Annotated in this window: 20 protein-coding genes and 1 tRNA gene; 12 read left to right on the plus strand and 9 right to left on the minus strand. The window is 68.9% G+C overall.

The window, feature by feature from the left end:
• Positions 1-267 precede the first annotated feature (267 nt).
• Positions 268-477: a hypothetical protein gene (locus NF556_RS02040; RefSeq protein WP_252593845.1), complete on the minus strand. Its 210-nt coding sequence runs from the start codon at positions 475-477 to the stop codon at positions 268-270.
• Positions 478-492: 15 nt separating this feature from the next.
• On the opposite strand from NF556_RS02040, the gene NF556_RS02045 reads away from it, so the two are divergent.
• Both NF556_RS02045 and NF556_RS02050 read left to right on the plus strand, forming a co-directional pair.
• Positions 493-768, plus strand: a complete 276-nt coding sequence (locus NF556_RS02045) for a type II toxin-antitoxin system Phd/YefM family antitoxin (protein ID WP_252593846.1) — start codon at positions 493-495, stop codon at positions 766-768.
• Positions 765-1,163 carry a type II toxin-antitoxin system VapC family toxin gene (locus NF556_RS02050; RefSeq protein ID WP_252593847.1) on the plus strand — a complete coding sequence of 133 codons (399 nt, stop codon included), beginning with the start codon at positions 765-767 and terminating at the stop codon, positions 1,161-1,163. The genes NF556_RS02045 and NF556_RS02050 overlap by 4 nt, the downstream gene beginning before the upstream one ends.
• Here the strand turns inward: NF556_RS02050 and NF556_RS02055 are convergent.
• The 4 genes from NF556_RS02055 to NF556_RS02070 form a co-directional block, all read right to left on the minus strand.
• Positions 1,147-2,016: an alpha/beta fold hydrolase gene (locus tag NF556_RS02055; protein ID WP_252593848.1), complete on the minus strand. Its 870-nt coding sequence runs from the start codon at positions 2,014-2,016 to the stop codon at positions 1,147-1,149. The genes NF556_RS02050 and NF556_RS02055 overlap by 17 nt on opposite strands.
• A 189-nt stretch (positions 2,017-2,205) precedes the next feature.
• Positions 2,206-3,354, minus strand: coding sequence for a pyridoxal phosphate-dependent aminotransferase (locus NF556_RS02060; RefSeq protein WP_252593849.1), 1,149 nt, complete (start codon positions 3,352-3,354; stop codon positions 2,206-2,208).
• Positions 3,355-3,437: 83 nt separating this feature from the next.
• Entirely contained in the window at positions 3,438-4,076 is a 639-nt protein-coding gene (gene upp / locus NF556_RS02065; protein ID WP_252593850.1) for a uracil phosphoribosyltransferase, read from the minus strand.
• A 10-nt stretch (positions 4,077-4,086) separates the two neighbouring features.
• Positions 4,087-5,049 carry a helix-turn-helix transcriptional regulator gene (locus NF556_RS02070; protein WP_252593851.1) on the minus strand — a complete coding sequence of 321 codons (963 nt, stop codon included), beginning with the start codon at positions 5,047-5,049 and terminating at the stop codon, positions 4,087-4,089.
• A 118-nt stretch (positions 5,050-5,167) separates the two neighbouring features.
• Between NF556_RS02070 and NF556_RS02075 the strand changes: the two genes are divergently transcribed.
• From NF556_RS02075 to NF556_RS02090, 4 genes are all read left to right on the plus strand, one after another.
• Positions 5,168-5,584, plus strand: a complete 417-nt coding sequence (locus NF556_RS02075) for a VOC family protein (RefSeq protein ID WP_252593852.1) — start codon at positions 5,168-5,170, stop codon at positions 5,582-5,584.
• A 113-nt stretch (positions 5,585-5,697) separates the two neighbouring features.
• Positions 5,698-6,183, plus strand: coding sequence for a tRNA adenosine(34) deaminase TadA (gene tadA, locus NF556_RS02080; RefSeq protein ID WP_252593853.1), 486 nt, complete (start codon positions 5,698-5,700; stop codon positions 6,181-6,183).
• A 107-nt stretch (positions 6,184-6,290) separates the two neighbouring features.
• Complete coding sequence (locus tag NF556_RS02085) at positions 6,291-6,563, plus strand: GlsB/YeaQ/YmgE family stress response membrane protein (RefSeq protein WP_252593854.1); 273 nt, start codon at positions 6,291-6,293, stop codon at positions 6,561-6,563.
• 63 nt (positions 6,564-6,626) lie between these two features.
• A tRNA-Ser gene (locus NF556_RS02090) sits at positions 6,627-6,716 on the plus strand.
• Positions 6,717-6,789: 73 nt separating this feature from the next.
• Here NF556_RS02090 and NF556_RS02095 read toward each other — a convergent pair.
• The 4 genes from NF556_RS02095 to NF556_RS02110 all read right to left on the minus strand — a co-directional run bounded on the left by NF556_RS02095 (position 6,790) and on the right by NF556_RS02110 (position 10,309).
• Positions 6,790-7,833 (minus strand): helix-turn-helix domain-containing protein, encoded by a 1,044-nt coding sequence (locus NF556_RS02095; protein WP_252593855.1) that lies wholly within the window; start codon positions 7,831-7,833, stop codon positions 6,790-6,792.
• A gap of 156 nt (positions 7,834-7,989) precedes the next feature.
• Positions 7,990-8,856, minus strand: coding sequence for an alpha/beta hydrolase fold domain-containing protein (locus NF556_RS02100; protein ID WP_252593856.1), 867 nt, complete (start codon positions 8,854-8,856; stop codon positions 7,990-7,992).
• Complete coding sequence (locus NF556_RS02105; protein WP_252593857.1) at positions 8,853-9,380, minus strand: YdeI/OmpD-associated family protein; 528 nt, start codon at positions 9,378-9,380, stop codon at positions 8,853-8,855. The genes NF556_RS02100 and NF556_RS02105 overlap by 4 nt, the downstream gene beginning before the upstream one ends.
• A 134-nt stretch (positions 9,381-9,514) precedes the next feature.
• Positions 9,515-10,309: an IclR family transcriptional regulator gene (locus NF556_RS02110; protein WP_252593858.1), complete on the minus strand. Its 795-nt coding sequence runs from the start codon at positions 10,307-10,309 to the stop codon at positions 9,515-9,517.
• A gap of 216 nt (positions 10,310-10,525) precedes the next feature.
• Here NF556_RS02110 and kduI point away from each other — a divergent pair, with 216 nt between their 5' ends.
• The 6 genes from kduI (at position 10,526) to NF556_RS02140 (ending at position 16,889) form a co-directional block, all read left to right on the plus strand.
• Entirely contained in the window at positions 10,526-11,296 is a 771-nt protein-coding gene (gene kduI / locus NF556_RS02115) for a 5-dehydro-4-deoxy-D-glucuronate isomerase (protein ID WP_252593859.1), read from the plus strand.
• Entirely contained in the window at positions 11,293-12,120 is an 828-nt protein-coding gene (gene kduD / locus NF556_RS02120) for a 2-dehydro-3-deoxy-D-gluconate 5-dehydrogenase KduD (RefSeq protein ID WP_345780135.1), read from the plus strand. Before kduI ends, kduD begins: the two co-directional genes overlap by 4 nt.
• A 101-nt stretch (positions 12,121-12,221) precedes the next feature.
• Positions 12,222-13,319: a sugar ABC transporter substrate-binding protein gene (locus NF556_RS02125; RefSeq protein WP_252593860.1), complete on the plus strand. Its 1,098-nt coding sequence runs from the start codon at positions 12,222-12,224 to the stop codon at positions 13,317-13,319.
• 2 nt (positions 13,320-13,321) lie between these two features.
• On the plus strand, positions 13,322-14,338 hold the full coding sequence (locus tag NF556_RS02130) for an ABC transporter permease (protein ID WP_252593861.1): 1,017 nt from the start codon (positions 13,322-13,324) through the stop codon (positions 14,336-14,338).
• Positions 14,335-15,897, plus strand: coding sequence for a sugar ABC transporter ATP-binding protein (locus tag NF556_RS02135; RefSeq protein ID WP_252593862.1), 1,563 nt, complete (start codon positions 14,335-14,337; stop codon positions 15,895-15,897). Before NF556_RS02130 ends, NF556_RS02135 begins: the two co-directional genes overlap by 4 nt.
• 2 nt (positions 15,898-15,899) lie before the next feature.
• The gene (locus NF556_RS02140) at positions 15,900-16,889 is read left to right on the plus strand and encodes an ABC transporter permease (protein WP_252593863.1); all 990 of its coding nucleotides are present in this window, start codon (positions 15,900-15,902) and stop codon (positions 16,887-16,889) included.
• The last annotated feature ends 49 nt before the right edge of the window (positions 16,890-16,938 follow it).

The raw sequence follows: 16,938 nt of genomic DNA on the forward strand, positions 1-16,938 counted from the left end.
GAGCCAGCACAGAGGCCGCTCCGCTCACCTCCTGTACGCGAGGTGCGGCCCCGGCGAGGGAGCTCGCCTCGGCTATGTCCCGGATCCGTTGGTTGAGCATGTCCACCGGATCGCTGCGCTGGAGCACGACCTCGTGGTCGAGCGGGTCAACCCACCGGAGGCGGGCGTCCACATGCGGCTCCTCGTCACCCTGAAGGGCCACCTGCCTGGCTAACATCGCTAGCTCCGGCGGAGCCGGACTGGTCCGCCGGAACAGCGCGAGCCTGCTCAACCCTGTGCCAGCACGTCGCGCAGCCGCACCGCAAACGCACCGGCCTGCCCGGGCCACGGTCCGTCCTCGACGCTGAACCCGCCGTGGTGGCCCGGGAAGACCGTGACCTCTCCACGGCCCTCGATCGGTGGTGGACGGATCGTCCACAGGGACCCGATCGTGAGCCAGGCGTCCACAAAGCGCGCTGGTGCTACCGTGTAGCACATAGGAGGTGCGGCACCATGTCGAGTGTGGGGATCAGGGAGTTGAGGCAGAGCGCGTCCGCAGTCGTCGCCCGTGCGGCAGCAGGCGAGACCATCACGATCACGGACCGGGGGCGACCGGTGGCCCAGATCGGACCACGCACGCCGAACGGGCTGCACGCACTCCGGGAGCAGGGGGTGGTGCGGGAGCCGCGGGCCTCAGCTGCGGATCTCCCCCTGCCCGCGCCACTGCCCGACGGAGCTCCGAGCCTGGGCCAGCTCCTGGAGTCTGACCGCGAGGAGCGGCTGACGTGACGGCGCTGTATGTCGATTCATCCGCCCTGTGCAAGCTGGTGGCGCAGGAGGAGCACACCGCGGCCATGCACCGGCTCTGGACGACCCATGACGGTGACCTCGTGTCAAGCGACCTGGCGCGCACCGAGGTGATGCGCCAGGCTGGCCGGTGCGACCCGCCGCGCTCGACCGAGGCCCGGGCTGTGCTGGATGCCTTGGTCCTGGTCCCCGTCCTGACCAGGATCGCGCAGGGGGCAGGGACGCTTGGGCCGCCCTCCCTGCGCAGTCTGGACGCGTTGCACCTGATGACGGCTCTTGAACTGGGCGACGATCTCGCGGGTGTCGTCACTTACGACGACCGGCAGGCCGAGGCCGCACGGCACCTTGGACTGCCGGTGGTCACGCCCCGCTCGTGAGCACCTCGCGCAGCCGCACCGCGAACGCGCCAGCCTGCCCCGGCCACTGAGCATCCTCGGCGCTGAAACCGCCGTGGTGACTCGGGAACTCCACCGACTCCTGACCGAGCAGGGCGGCGACGGCCTGGGCGCCGCGGGCCATCATCACCTCGGCCGACTCCGTGCCGTGGGCCAGCACGATCCGCGTCGGAGCGGCCTGGAGTGCTGCCACGTCCGGTCGATAGGTGGTGATCGCCTCGGACCGGTCGGACAGCAACGGATCGTCGCGCGATCCGTCGTCCTGCGTCGGCAACCCGAACTGTGCCGGGTCCGGCACCGACTGCGCGAAGTACTCGTCCGTGAACGGCCCCTGCCAATTGCTCATCGCCATGAATGCCGCCATGCCCGCACCCCACCCGCGGGTTGCATACACCTCCTGGAATGTGGTGGTGGCGCGCCGGGCGGCCTCCGCATCGGGGAGCACCCCGACCAGCGGGGGCTCGTGGGCCACCAAGGTGCGGACGTCCTCGGGGTATGCCGTGACGAGCGCGAGTGCGCTCACGGCACCTCCGCTGCTGGCGAAGAGATCGACGGGGCCCCCGACGGCCTCGATGACGGCGTGGATGTCACCCGCCTGGACCTCTGGATCGTTGGTCACCAGACCGTCGGAGCGGGTGCTGCGACTCATCCCGCGCGGGTCATAGGTCACGACCGTGCGCTCGGGGAAGTGGGAGGCCAGGGCGGTGAACCCGGACGCGTCCATCGGCTGGCCGATCATCATTAGGGGCGGCGTGCCGTCGGCTGTGGGCAGCTCGCCGTGCACGTCGTAGGCGATCTGGGCCCCATCGGTCTCAAGCGTGTGCGTTGTGGCCATGGTCGTGTTGACCCGACGGATCCTCAAGATTCATCGGCCTCAGGCTCCAGGGGAGTCGTCTTAGAGCACCGAACGGTTCTGGCAGCTCGCCGTGGCAGGCTGCCAGAACCGCGAGGTGCTGTCAGTCGGACTGTGGCGGCATGGACCGACGAAACCACTACAAGAATCCGGGTTCGACCGACGAAACCACTACAAGAAATGCTGTAGCCGGTCGAGCGCCTCGTCGATCTCCTCGGTGCCGCCGGCAAAGCTGAGCCGCATCCACTGGCGCCCGTGCGCGGTGTCGAAGTCCACGCCCGGGGTGAGCGCTACCCCGGTCGCGGCGAGCACGTCCTGGCACCACTGCACCGAGTCGTCGGTCAGGTGCGAGATGTCGCACCACGCATAGAACGCGCCGTCCGGGGGAGCGAAGCTGCCCAGCCCCAATTCGGGGAGGCGACGCAGGAGGAGATCCCGGTTCACGGCATACCGCTGGACGTGGCTGTCCAGCTCCTCCTTGGCCGCGGGGGAGAAGGCGACCAGCGCGGCATACTGCGTGATCGCCGGCGGGCAGATGTTGAGGTTCTGGGTCAGCACCTCCATGGGCCGACGCAGTGACTCGGGCACGATCGCCCAGCCGAGACGCCACCCGGTCATCGAGAAGTACTTGCTGACCGAGCCGACCACCACGGACTCGCGGCTGGTCTGCCAGGCGCTCGCGACTGGTCGGCCGAACGTCACGCCGTGATAGATCTCGTCGCTGATCAGCAGGCAGCCGACCTGCTCGCACCAGCGCGCAATGGCAGCCAGCTCGTCGGGGTCGATGATCGTGCCGGTCGGGTTGGCCGGGCTCGCCACGATCAGGCCCTTCGGCGGCTGCGGCAGCGCCTCGAGCATCGCCACTGTCGGCTGATAGCGGGTCTCGGGGCCACAGTCGAGCTCGAGCACCTCGCAGCCGAGGGCGGCCAGGGTGTTGCGATAGGCCGGATAGCCGGGCCGGGTCATCGCCACCTGGTCGCCGGCCTCGAACGCAGCGAGGAAGAGCGTTGTGAAAGCACCGGAGCTGCCGGTCATCACGATCACGTCAGCCGGGTCGACGGCCACGTCATAGGTCGTGCGGTGGTGGGCGGCGATGGCCTCGCGCAGCGGCAGGATGCCGGTCGCCTCCGTGTAGCCGAGGACCTCGCCGGACAGCGCGGCCACAGCGGCGTCCCGCACCGCCTGGGGCGCTGGCGTCGAGGGCTGTCCGGCGCACAGGAAGATCGCGTCGCCGTGGGTGCGCTGACGCTCGGCGGCGGCGCCCAGCACCTCCATGACATGGAAGGGCTCGACGTTGCTGCGTGAAGACGGTGTGGCCATGCACGGCAACCTATCCGGAGGTGCTCAGGCCACCGACACCCCACCCGCAGGGCACCGGACTGAGCCGGCCCTCGGCATACGGCTCAGATCACGCCGTAGAGGCGATCGCCCGCGTCGCCGAGGCCGGGCACGATGTAGCCGTGCTCGTTGAGCCGCTCGTCGATCGAGCCGGTGACCAGCGTGACCGGTGGGGTGATCTCCGCCAGGTCGCGCTCCAACAACTCGATGCCCTCGGGGGCGCTGAGCAGGGTGATCGCAGTGATGTCGTGGGCGCCGCGCTCGGCGAGGAAGTGGACCGCCGCGGCGAGGGTGCCGCCGGTCGCGAGCATCGGGTCCAGGACATAGCACTGCCGGTTGGACAGGTCGTCGGGAAGCCGGTTGGTGTAGGTGTGCGCCTGGAGGGTCTCCTCGTTGCGGACCATGCCGAGGAAGCCGACCTCGGCGGTGGGCAGCATCCGCATCATGCCGTCGAGCATGCCCAGGCCGGCGCGCAGGATCGGCACGACCAGCGGCTTCGGGTTGGACAGGTGGATGCCCGTGGTCGGCCCGACCGGGGTCTCGATATCGAACGGGGTGGTGCGCACGTCGCGGGTGGCCTCATAGGCCAGCAGCGTCACCAGCTCGTCCGCCAACCGCCGGAAGGTCGGGGTGTCGGTCCGCTTGTCACGCAGATAGGTGAGCTTGTGGGCGATCAGTGGGTGGTCGGCAACATGGACGCGCATGCCCCCGAACCTACAGGCTCGGACTGTCGGCGACGAGCCCGTGGGCGCGGACCAACTCGGCGCCAATGGAGGCGAGCTCGGCCCGGACGGCCTCGGGCTCGAGCACCTGCACCGCCGCGCCGAAGCCCGCCAGTTGCTCGGCGACCGAGCGCGCCGTGTGCGCGGCGACCCGCAGGCGGGTGCGGTCGCCATCGCGGCCGACCGCGGCACCGTTGCGCCCGAACTGGTCGAGCACAACGGGTGCGAGCCGGTCAGCGACCAGCACATCGGCCGACACCAGGGAGCGACGCTCCTCCATGGTGTCGACCACCTCGTCCCAGGCCTGCTGCAGGTCGAAGTCGTCGGGCCGCGCTGCTTCCTCGGCAGTCAGTGTCGCCTCCTGGATCCGGTCGACGCGGAAGGTCCGGCGGCCGCGATCCGTCCCGGCGATGAGATACCAGAGGCCGTCCTTGTCGACCAGACCCCAGGGGGCAACCGAGCGCTCGCCCTGGCCGCTGGTCCGCCCGGCGTAGCGGATCCGCACGACGCGCCGCCGGATGATCGCGGTCTGCAGCAGCTCGACCCACTCCGGCCGCGGGGACGGTGTCTGGCCCCAACCCTGCGCGTCGACGACGATCGAGTCGGCAGCCGCTGCGGCCTCCGCGCGGAAGGTCTCTGGCAGGGCCCGGAGCAGTTTGCGCAGCGCCGAGCGGGTCTCGGGTGCCTTCGTCGCACTGGGACCGAGGAGCAGGAAGAGCGCCCGCGCCTCGGACTCGTTCAGGCCGCTCAGGTTGGTCCGCGCCTGACCGAGCAACTGCCAGCCGCCGCCCCGGCCGGGTTGTGAATAGACCGGGATCCCGGCCGTGGACAGGGCCTCCAGGTCACGGCGGGCGGTGGCCACCGACACCTCGAGCTCGGTCGCGAGCTCGGCGGCGGTCACCGAGCCGCGAGCCTGCAGCACCAGCAGGGCTGCCACCAGTCGGTCTGCGCGCATGCCCACAGTCTCGCAAACAAAGTGCTCATAAGGTGAACACTTTAAGGAGGAAAGTGGTCATCAGCAGGTCGGCGACGGGCTGACCGCACACGAGAGGACCCGCACCATGTTGCACGCCATGACCACCCTGAACCTCCCCGTGGCCGACGTCGCGGCCGCCCGCGACTGGTATGCGCAGGTGCTCGGCATCGATGCCTACTTCCAGCAGCCCGACGCCGAGAACCCGGCCTATGCGGAGTTCCGCATCGGTCCGCAGCAGGACGAGCTCGGCCTGATCGACGCGCGTTACACCGCCCAGGGGCTCGCGGACCGCCCGGCGGGCGCGACGATCTATTGGCATGTCGACGACGTCACGGTCGCGGTGGAGGAATTGGTCGCCCTGGGTGCCACGGCCCACGACCCGGTGGTCGTGCGTGGTGACGAGGGCTTCGTCACCGCCTCCGTGGTCGACCCGTTCGGAAACGTCCTGGGCCTGATGCACAGCCCCCACTACCTCCAGCAGCAGGCAGGCAGCGGGGCTGACCTGGCGGTCTGATCGGCGCGGCTGGAGGCGCTACGATCCCAGGCAACATCGGAGGTGATCGACGTGGCCGACCGGCTCACGAGCAGCACGGCAGCGTCGCCCACGGTTGGGTGGGGGCTGGGGTCATGGTGATCTCCCGGATCACCTGGGGGACAGGGGAGTATGCCGCATGGATGCGTCAGGCTCTCGACCTCGCCGCGGGTGCGGAGCAGGCTGGGGATGTGCCGATCGGTGCCCTGGTCATCTCCCCCGAGGGAGCGATCATCGGCCGCGGGTTCAATGTGCGCGAGGCGCTGCACGACCCCACGGGCCACGCCGAGGTCGTGGCGCTGCGGGAGGCAGGGGCAGCCCTGGGGTCCTGGCGCCTGGAGGACTGCTCCCTGGTGGTGACTCTCGAGCCGTGCGCCATGTGCGCCGGCGCCTCGGTGCTGGCGAGGGTCTCCCGCATCGTCTTCGGTGCCTGGGACCCCAAGGCCGGTGCGTGCGGCTCCGTGTGGGACCTGCCCCGCGACCGGCGTGCGCTGCATCGCCCCGAGGTGATCGGCGGAGTGCTCGAGACGGAGTGTGCCGCAGCGCTTGTCAACTTCTTCGGACCGCACCGCCGCGTGTGAGATCCGGCACCCACTGGGGGTGCCCTTCGGTTGCGCATCAACCGCTCGTTGCGCGTAAGGTCATCGCCGCACGGCAGGAGTTGCCGTGATGAAGAGAGGTGTGACACATGGGTGCAGAAGTTGGTTGGATTGCTTGGGTCGTCATCGGCGGCCTGGCCGGATGGATCGGCAGCAAGATCATGGGGACCGACGCCCAGCAGGGGTTGTTCCTCAACATCGTGGTCGGCATCGTTGGCGCCTTCCTTGGCGGCTTCCTCCTGGGGGCCCTCGGCGTCGACATTGAGGGTGCCGGCTACTTCTTTAGCTTCCTGACGGCCTTGCTCGGGGCATGCATCCTGCTGTTCCTGGTCAAGCTGGTCACCGGCCGCAACAAGGCGTGACCGCGGCCTGGTCGGGGCTGCTCAATTTCTTGAGCCCCGGCAGACTCGGGTAACCTGCCTGGCGGTGGCGTGTCCGAGCGGCCGAAGGAGCGCGCCTCGAAAGCGCGTGAGGGTGCAAATCCTCCGTGGGTTCAAATCCCACCGCCACCGCCATGCCTGAACAGGCGAAACGTCGGTCCTCCCCGAACGGGGAGGACCGACGTTTCGCGTGTCTGAGACGACGCCGTCAGTTGACGGCGTGCAAGCTTCTGCCCTGAGGGAGGGGCCGGTTGTTGTTGAGTGAGCGGTACCCGGCCAGTTGTGCCACTTCTGTTTCGTTGAGGCCGGTCTTTCGCAGGTGGTCATTGATGTGGTCGAGAAGCTCAGCTTTCTCGGGCGCGATCTCGTCGCTGGCGGGTTCACGCACGCGCCAGCCCCGTGCGGACAGTTGCTTGAACAAACTGGTGCGACGCGCATCGCTCAGCGTGCCCAACTGATGGGCGCGCTGGACCAAGGAAGCAATGGAGACGCCCCACTCCCGTTTCAGGTCGACGGCCTTGCCAAGGGTCAGATTGGCCAACTCGGGGCGGATCAGGATCGCGGGCATCAGGAACTCGGCGGCGAAAGCGTCAGCCTGGCGCTCCATATCATCGGTCGCGTCTTCGCGGTGCAGCACCAGGTGCCCGATCTCGTGGGCCAAGGTCCACCGGATGCGGTCGGTCGGATGGGCCGAATTGGCCACGATCACCGGGTGGTCCGCGGTCCACTGGGACAGTCCGTCGACTCGGATATTGCCGAGGTCTGTCATGAGGACGACGCTTCCTGCAGCCTCGGCCCAGCGAACGATTGAGCGGGCCGGCCCGGACGGCATCTGCCACTGTGTGCGCGTCAACCGTGCCGCGTCAGCGGGGTCGACAGTGAACGGGTCGAACCCCGGCATGACGAGCGTCGCTGCGAGAGCCACCTCCTCGCGGAGGAAGTCCGAGTGCATGCGCAACATGTTTAACCGCGCCTCCATTTGCCGCCAGACTGTCGGCTTGGCGGTGGCCCGGCGCCGCATGTGCGCGTCCACTGCCAGTGCGGCGGACGGGCGGCTGGCGCGTCGCATGAACCGAACTGTGACGTCGAAGACGCCGGCGATTCGATCGACGGTTTCCTCGTCGGGTTCCCGGAGGTCGTTCTCGTAGCGTGACAGCGCCGCCTGGGTGACGCCGATGGCGTTCGCAAGGTCTTCCTGGGTCATGCCTGCCGCGATGCGACCAGTGATGATGAGCTCACCAATGCTGCTCATTCGACCCCGCTGTCCTTTTCGATCTCGACGGACTCTATGACCTGCGGAAGTGGTGGCAGGGTGCCACCAAGAGCCTCAACCAACCGAATGTGTATTTCGTGGGTCAATCATACCGAAAAATATACCATCTCGGACGGTGCTGGGTTTCTGGCTAGATCAGCTGACGAAGGTCTCCTCGATGTGCCGCACGATCTCGGAGCGTGCGGTCCCAGCCTCGGGGATCGGCAACAGCGGGAAGACGTGAGGCAGTCCCTGGCCGATACGCAGTCGCACGCTCGCACCGGCGCGTTCGGCCAGCACTTCGCAGTCCGGCAGGCAGACATCGCGGTCGCCGACCACGACCAGCGTCGGAGGCAACAGCTCGAGGTCGCCGAACAGCGGACTGACCGCCGGGTCGGTCAGGTCACGGCCCTGAGCCCAGGACCTGGCTGCTGGACGCACCCCCGCCCGAGAGAGCCAGGGGTCGTGGGGCTCGATCGCATCGATCCCGGGGTTGCTCATCGACAGGTCCAGCCACGGCGCGAGCAGGGTCAGGCCGACGACTCTCTCGCGGTGCCGCTGCCCCTGAAGGAGAGCGAGATTGCCCCCGGCCGAGTCGCCGAGGACATGGACTGGCAGATCCGTGGGCACGGCGTCGAGCACCTCACCCAGCAGTGCCAGGGCCTCGTCCACGTGGTGGTCGGGGGCCAGTCCATACTCCGGCACCAGCACCTCCCGTCCTGTCGCGGTCGCGAGATGGTCGATCAGGCCCCAGTGCTGCTTGGCGATCCCGCTGATGAATGCTCCGCCGTGCCAATAGACCAAGGGGCCACTGCCAGGTTGACCCCCGCCCGCCGCCGCGAGCCGGTGCAGCCGGCCACTCGGCATACGCTGCTCGGTCATCCTGTCCCGGAGGCGATCTGGCGGTGCTGCGGGGGCCAGGCCGTTGGCCAGTGAGCGCTCGCCGGCCTCGACGGTGCGATATCTGCGTTTGCGGGTGGCGCGCAGATAGAGCGAGACTGCGCGTGCCTGCCAGCTGGTCACCCGACCTCAATGAGCTTGCCGCTCCTGGAGAGCTCAGGGTCGGTGCAGGAGGAGAGGTCGAAGCAGCAGGGGCGGCGCTTGCCGTCCTCCAACTTGGAGATGGTGACCTCGACGCGGCGCTCGCGCGTCTGCGGGCTGCGGGTCGACTGGACCCAGCGCACCCACTCCCAGCGGGCCATCGGGGTCAGGCTGGCCCACGTCTCGGCGAGCTCGGGGGCGTCGGCCAGGGCGGCGTCGAGATCGCTGGGCAACTGTGGCTCCGGCCAGGCCTTGGTCGGCGTGAGCTGACCGGTGACGCTGGCGCCGTCGGTCAGGGACAGGGCCTCCTGGAGTGCCTCGTCGACCGCGACCCAGTGGCCCTTGCGGCCGTCCGGCTCGAGCACCATCGTGCGGCTGTGGCCGTTGAGCTCAGCCTCGACCGCGACCTGACCGCGGGAGGGCAACTCCTGGCTGGCCTCCTGTGGCAACGGCACGATGAGCCGGTCGCCGATGCGCTGCGTCTGTGCCTCGAAGGTGATGGTCATGCTGACCAAACTAATGCGTTGTCTCGGGGGTGGCTTCTTTGATCCTGATCAGGTGTTGAACGGCATGGGGCGTGTACAAAGTGGTCCACCATGCCGGGCGTTCTGGTGTCGTGCCCTGACCTGCTCGCCCCGGCTCAGCGCACCAAGCTGTTGCCCTGGGCCGCTGCGAGCCTAGCCTTGACGCTGAGCAGCGTCTCGATGATGAAGTCCTCGCGCCCGTCGCCGAGACGACTGATCGGCACGGCAACGCTGAGGGCGTCCTCCCCCCTGCGGCCGAGGGGGAGCGCCACGCCGAAGCACCGCACACCCAGGCACGACTCCTCGCTCTCCGTGGCGTAACCCTGGACAGCGGCGCGTTCGATGATCTCGAGGACGGCACTCTTGTCCGTGGTGGTGTTGGGGGTAATGGCCGCGATCGACTCCGGGACAAAGGTGCCGCGCTGGTCAGCTGGCAACTCGGCGAGCAGTGCGCGGCCCAGGGACGTGGCGTAGGCCGGCAGCCGGCGACCGACCGCGGAGTGCATGCGCAGCGGGTGCACGGACTCGCGCTTGGCGGTGTAGATCACCTCGGCAGCGTCCCGGCGTCCCAGGTGCACGGTCTCACCGGTGGCGGCAGACACCTCGTCCAGGATCGTCGCAGCGCGGGCGAGCACGGGGTCGGCGTCGAGGTATGCCGAACTGACCACGAGGGAGTGGATGCCGAGTTGGTAGACGGTCCCGGTGGGATCGGTCTGGAGCCAGCCACGGTCGGTCATCGTGCGCAGCAGAGCGTGCAGGCTGCTCTTGGGGATGTGCAGGCGCGTGGACAGCTGCATCTGCGTGCCCGGCCCGTTGGCCGCGATCTCATCGAGCAGGTCGAGCGCCCGGGCTGCGGACTTGACCGGTCCCGCCGAGCTCCTGGAGTCCTTCTGAATCTTGGTGTCGAGCACAGCGCCTCTTCTCACTGGTCTCGAGGCGGTGCGCCCCGGGAGGACATCAGCGTAGCCCGGTTCGCATACATGGACAGAATTTTGCCCCTTGACCAGGGGCGTGCGCCGCGCTAGTGTCCTCACTGTTCACATGAGTGAACGTAGTTCACAAGTCTAGGAGTCCGAGTGATCCAGGTTCGACACGCGAGTTCTCCGTCCGGCGCCGAGACGGCCACGATGACGGAGCTCCGAGAGACGTACCTCGTGGGTGACCTCTTCGCGAGCGGAGAGGTCCGGGGCACCTACACCCACGAGGACCGGATGCTCATCGGCGGGGCACTGCCCAACGGTGGTCCGCTGGAGCTGCCGGCCTGGGCGGAGGTGCTGGGGACTGAGTCACACCTGGAGGGTCGTGAACTCGGGGTCATCAACGTCGGAGCTCCCGGCTACGTCCTCGTCGAGGGCGAGGAGTTTGAGCTCGAGCACCTCGACGGGCTCTTTGTCGGGCGGGGGACCCAGGAGGTGTCCTTTGCCGGTGACGGTGCCGCGTTCTACCTCGTCTCGGCGCCGGCCCACGCGACCTACCCGACCCAGTTGCTGCGGCACGTCGAGGTCGAGCCGGTCGCCCTCGGCTCTGGCGAGGCAGCCAACGAGCGCGAACTGTTCAGATATGCGTGGGGCCAGGACGTGCAGACCGCGGTGCTCCAGTTCGGGGTGACGGTGATCGCCAACGGATCAGTGTGGAACACCTACCCGCCGCACCTGCACCAGCGACGGACCGAGATCTACTGCTACGTCGACCTGGACGAGGCGGACCGCGTCTTCCACTTCATGGGTCAGCCCGGAGCCACCCGTCACCTCATCCTCCGCAACCGGGAGGCCGTGATCTCCCCGCCGTGGTCCATCCACTCGGGGGCGGGCACGGGCTCCTATGCCTTCATCTGGGCGATGGCGGGCGAGAACAACTGCTACACCGACCTGCGCCCCGTCGCGGTGGAGGACCTGTGACCAGTCCGGCAGGCACCGTGACGGGCTCCGGCAGCACGACGGCCACGGGCACCGCGGCGGCCGCACCCGCACGCTCGCCCTTTGACATGAACGGCAGGCGCGCCCTGGTTACCGGTGCCGGCCGCGGACTCGGGAGCGCGATCGCCCTCGGGCTGGCCAGCGCCGGTGCGGACCTGGTCCTCATGGGCCGACCCGGCAGCCAAGACGGCACGGCCTCGCGCGTCGCCGAGCTCGGCGGCCACGCCGAGGTCGTCGACCTGGACGTCAGCGACCTGGGGTCCATCGAGTCGACCTGCGCCGAACTCCTCGCCGGTCGCCGGGTGGACGTGGTGGTCAACAATGCCGGCATCATCGACCGTGAGGACACCGTCTCGGTGAGCCGTGAGGCCTGGCAGCGGGTGCTGGACGTCAACCTCAACGGCCTGTTCCTGCTCTGCCAACACTTGGGACGCCCGATGGTCGAGCGCGGCCACGGCAAGATCGTCAACATCGCGAGTCTCCTGTCCTTCCAGGGCGGGCTGCGCGTGGCCTCGTATGCAGCCAGCAAGCACGGTGTCGCAGGCGTCACCAAGGCCCTGGCCAACGAGTGGGGGCCGCACGGCGTCCAGGTGAACGCGATTGCGCCGGGCTATATGGTCACCGACAACACCGCAGCACTGCGGGACGACGTCGAGCGATCCCGGTCCATCCTGGACCGGATTCCCGCGGGGCGCTGGGGGACTGCCAAGGACATCGCGGGGGCAGTGGTCTTCCTCAGTTCATCGGCCGCCGATTACGTCAACGGCCACGTCCTGGTCGTCGACGGGGGCTGGATGGCCAGGTAGCAGCGCAGTGACACCGGCGCTGCAGCCACCTGGCTGCAGCACCACCCGCAGGAGTCAGCCCCACCCGCCGGACCCCGGCACGACAGAATGAGGATCGACCAATGAAGCTCATCACTCAGCCGATCGCCGCCGTCATCGGCCTAGCCCTGGCCGCGACCGCTCTCACCGCCTGCAGCGAGGATGTGGGCGGTGGTGGTGGCGGGGACGCCGCCGACGCCGCCGACGCCGCCGCCTGCGCCCCCGAGGACGTGACCCTCGTGGGCCAGGTGCGCAACGAGTCCAACCCCTACGAGGCCTCCTGGCTGGACGGCGGTGACGCCTTCGCCGAGCAGGTCGGGCTCACCCAGGACCGTCTCACCTACGACGGCGACTCCACCCGCCAGCAGGAGCAGATCAGCCAGCTGCTCGCGGGCAACACCGACTGCCTGGTCATGAACATCCTGCCCAACGGTGACTCCGACACCCCGCCGATCGTCGAGGGCGCACAGGAGGCCGGTGCCTACCTCGTCACCCAGTGGAACAAGCCGGCCGACCTCACCGTCACCGACTATGACCAGTGGCTGAGCCACCTCACCTACGACGGTGTCGACTCCGGCCAGCAGATCGGCGACGCGCTGGCCGAGTCCATCGGTGGCTCGGGCGGCATCATCGCCCTCCAAGGCATCCTCGACACCGGTGCCGCCAAGGACCGCTTCGCCGGCCTCGAGGCGTCCCTGGAGGCCAACCCTGACGTCGAGCTGCTCGACCAGCAGACCGCCAACTTCTCCCGTGCCGAGGCGCTCGAGGTGACCAAGACGCTGCTGACCAAGCACGGTGACGACGTCAAGGGCATCTGGGCCGCGAACGATGACATGGCGCTCGGGGCGCTTGAGGCCCTCGAGCAGGCCGGGCGCACGGACGTGGCCGTGGTCGGCATCGACGCGGTGCCCGACGCACTCACCGCCATCGAGGACGGCACGATGACCGCCACCGTCTCCAGCGACGGCCCCTGGCAGGGTGGCATCGGCCTGGCCATCGGCTACTGCGTGGCGACCGGCGAGCTAGCCCTCGACGACATCGCCGACGAGGACCGCGCCTGGTTTGCCGAGCAGTTCCTGATCACCAGCGACAACGTCGCCGACTTCACCTCGCCCTCGGTCGAGGAGTCGGAGTTCGAGTGCGGCAACCTCTTCAGCCGCTCGCAGGGCGCCATCTCGTGACCATGACATCCCTCGCCGACGCCGACGCCGAGGAGTTCGTGGCCCCGTCACGCCCTCGGCCTCGGCGGGGGGTGCCCCTCCGGGACACCGGCCCGCTGCTGGCCCTGATCGCAATCGTCGTGGTCTTCAGCCTGCTGAGCTCGGACTTCCGGGCGATCGGCAACCTGCAGAACATCATGGACGCGGCCGCGATCCTCGCGGTGGCCACGTGCGGCGTCACCTTCGTGCTGATGATGGGCTCGATCGATCTGTCGGTTCCCGGAGTGATGGGTGCCTCGGCGATCGCCGTCGCCCTCCTGGTGGAGAACAACCGCAACGACAACGATTTCGGGCTGCTCGGCATACTCCTCGCCGTGCTGCTCGCCAGCACCCTCGGCGGCCTGAGCGGGCTCGCCCTGGTGACCCTGAAGGTGCCCTCCTTCATGACGACCCTCGGGGTGTCGGCCGTGGGCCTGGGGATCGCGACCCTGATGTTCTCGGGCGTCCAGCCCAACATCTCCGACAACCTGCTGGACAGCCTGGCGGTGAGCCGCTTCCTCGGGCTGGCCTACTCCACCTGGATCGCGGTCGTGTGCGTCCTCATCGGCTGGCTGATCCAGCGCTACTCGCGGCTGGGCCGGTATGCGCGGGCCATCGGTGGCGCGGAGGAAGTGCTCGCGCTGTCTGGTGTCCGGGTTGCCCCCTACAAGGTGGCCGTGTTCACGCTCGCCGGCACGTTCTATGGGCTGGCGGGGGTGCTGGTCACCAGCCAGCTCAGCGCCGGTCTGGTGCAGGCCGGCCGTGGCTACGACTTCGCGGCCATCACTGCCGCGGTGGTCGGCGGCACCCTGCTCACCGGTGGCCGGGGAGGGGTTCTCCACTCGGCCGTCGGAGTCCTGATCGTCACCGTCCTGACCAACGGATTGGTGCAGGTCGGCGTCAGCCCCTACTGGCAGGGTGGCGTGCAGGGCTTCATCGTCGTCGCGGCCGTCGCTGCCGCGGTCTTCCCGCAACGTCGCAGGAATCAGGTGACCAAATGACCATCAGTCTGCAGCCCTCAGCTTCCCCATTGGCGGGGGATGCCCCGCCGGCCCTTGAGGTGCGAGGTCTCGTCAAGCACTACCCGGGCGTCAAGGCCCTCGACGGGGTCGACCTGTTCGTGCGCGAGCACGAGGTGCTGGGCCTGGCGGGCGAGAACGGCGCCGGGAAGTCGACGCTCCTCAAGGCTCTCGTCGGGATTGTCCGACCGGACGCGGGCGAGATCTGGGTGCGCGGGGAGAAGGTCAAGCTCCGGAGCGTGGTCGATGCCGCCAACCACGGCATCGGCATGGTCTTCCAGGAGCAGTCCCTCGTGCCCAACCTCACCGCCGCGGAGAACATCGTGCTCGGCAGCGAGGGACCCGGTGTGCGACGGGGCCTCTACCGCTGGGACACCATGCGCAGGCTGGCCCAGGAACAGCTCGACAAGATCGGCTCCCCCATCGACCCACTGGCGCGGACCGACACGCTGAGCTTCGCCGACCGGCAGATGGTCGAGATCGCCAAGGTGCTCCGGATCGAGGAACGCACCTCACACCCGCCCGTGATTATCCTCGACGAGCCCACCTCGGTGCTGGAGTCCAAGGAGATCGAGACGCTCTTCACCCAGGTCCGGCGGCTGCGGGAGTTCGCCTCCGTCATCTTCGTCTCGCACCGACTCGATGAGGTGCTCGACGTCTGTGACCGGGTGGCCGTCCTCCGCGGCGGCCAGTCGGTCGGTGAGGTGCCCACGCACGGTGCCGACCCAGGGGTCCTGCACCAGATGATGATCGGCTCGACCGGGTCGGAGGACCACTACCACGACACCGCGATCGAGCGGCCCGGTGAGCGGCGCGAGCCCCGGTTGGTCGTCCGCGGACTCTCTGGCAAGACCTTCCAGGATGTGAACTTCGAGGTCGGCGCCGGAGAGATCCTCGGCATCGTCGGGGTCCACGGATCGGGCCGTGAGGATGTCTGCCGGGCGCTGTTCGGCGCCGAGCCAACCAGTTGCGGCGAGGTCACCCTCGACGGTCGCAAGCTCGAGTTGACCGGCACGCGGGCCGCCTGTGCGGCCGGCGTGGGCTACATCCCCTCCGAGCGCAAGGTCGAGGGCATGGTCGGGCCGATGTCCGTGGCCGACAACATGACCCTGAGCAAGCAGAAGTCGCGGTGCGCCGGCCCCATCGTCGTGCCACGGAAGCAGGCCGCCCTCGTGGACAGCTGGATCGAGCGGCTGTCCATCCGCACCCCCAACCGGGGAACCGCGATCCAGCGACTCTCCGGCGGCAACCAGCAAAAGGTGGTCCTCGCCCGCTGGCTGGTCGCCGGTGACGTCCGGCTCCTGCTGCTCGATCACCCCACTCGAGGCCTGGACATCGGCGCCCGCTCGGAGGTCTATCGCCTGATGCGTGAACTGGCCAACGCCGGCGTGGCCACCGTGCTCCTCGCCGACAGCCTGGAGGAGGCCATCGGCATGTCCGACCGGATCCTGGTGATGAGCGACGGGCGCGCGACGACAGAGGTGGCCTGCCCCTCGGGTGGCAAGCCGACCCCGCTCGACCTGGTGCGGGAGATGGTCTGAGCATGACGACGCCCCTCCTTCCCCGGCCCACGGCCGAGTCCGTCGCGGACGGCGCGACCGCCGGGCAGCGGCTGACCTCGCTCATGCCGGTGATCGCCCTGGTCACGCTCCTGGCGGCCCTCGTGATCGCCGACCCCGACTTCTCCACCGTGCGCAGTCTCACGGCCGTCGTCCGCACCGCCGCGCCCCTGATGGTGCTGGCCGCGGGCGCCACGCTCGTGGTGCTCTGCGGTGGCATCGACCTGTCCATCGCCGCGATGTGCTCGCTGTCGACGGTGTTCTTCGCCCTGTGGCTGCCCAACCTCGGTGGCGTGACGATCCTGGTCGTGATTGCCGTCGCGGGCGCCCTCGGTGCGCTGCAGGGCCTCGCCCACGTGGTGCTCCGGATCCCGTCGTTCATCGTCACCCTCGGTGGCATGAGCATCTTCTCCGCGATCGCGCTGGTGATCTCCGGGGCCGGGCCGATCCGCGTCGTCGACCGGGACGCCACCAACTGGCTCAACCTCTATGTCGGCGGGTTCGTGCCGATGTCCTTCCTGATGGCCCTGATTGTGGTCACCGCCATCTCCCTGGTCCTGAGGTTCACACCGCTGGAGAGCTGGGTGCAGGCGACCGGCTACTCGGAGGCGGCGGCGCGCCTGGCGGGCACGCCGGTGGACCGGGTCAAGGTCCTCGCCTTCACCATCTCGGGCGCCTGCGCTGGCCTGGCCGCCGTGCTGCTGGTGTCGCGCAACTTCAGCGGCAGCCCGACCATGGCCGACAACCTGCTCCTGCCGGCGATCGCCGCGATCGTCGTCGGCGGCACCGCGATCACCGGCGGCCACGGCTCCCTGTGGCGAAGCCTGACTGGCGCCCTCGTCGTGACCCTGCTGCGCGTCGGCCTGCCCATCGTCGGGGTGCCCTCGGCCTGGGAGCAGATCCTCTACGGCGTGATCATCGTCGCCGCCGTCGCCCTGACCCTCGACCGCTCGAAGGTGTTGATCATCAAGTAGCACCGACGAGCGAACCAACCGCACCAGAGCTCCCGGACGGCGATCCGCC

The organism is Ornithinimicrobium faecis (assembly GCF_023923225.1).
Taxonomy (GTDB): domain Bacteria; phylum Actinomycetota; class Actinomycetes; order Actinomycetales; family Dermatophilaceae; genus Ornithinicoccus; species Ornithinicoccus faecis.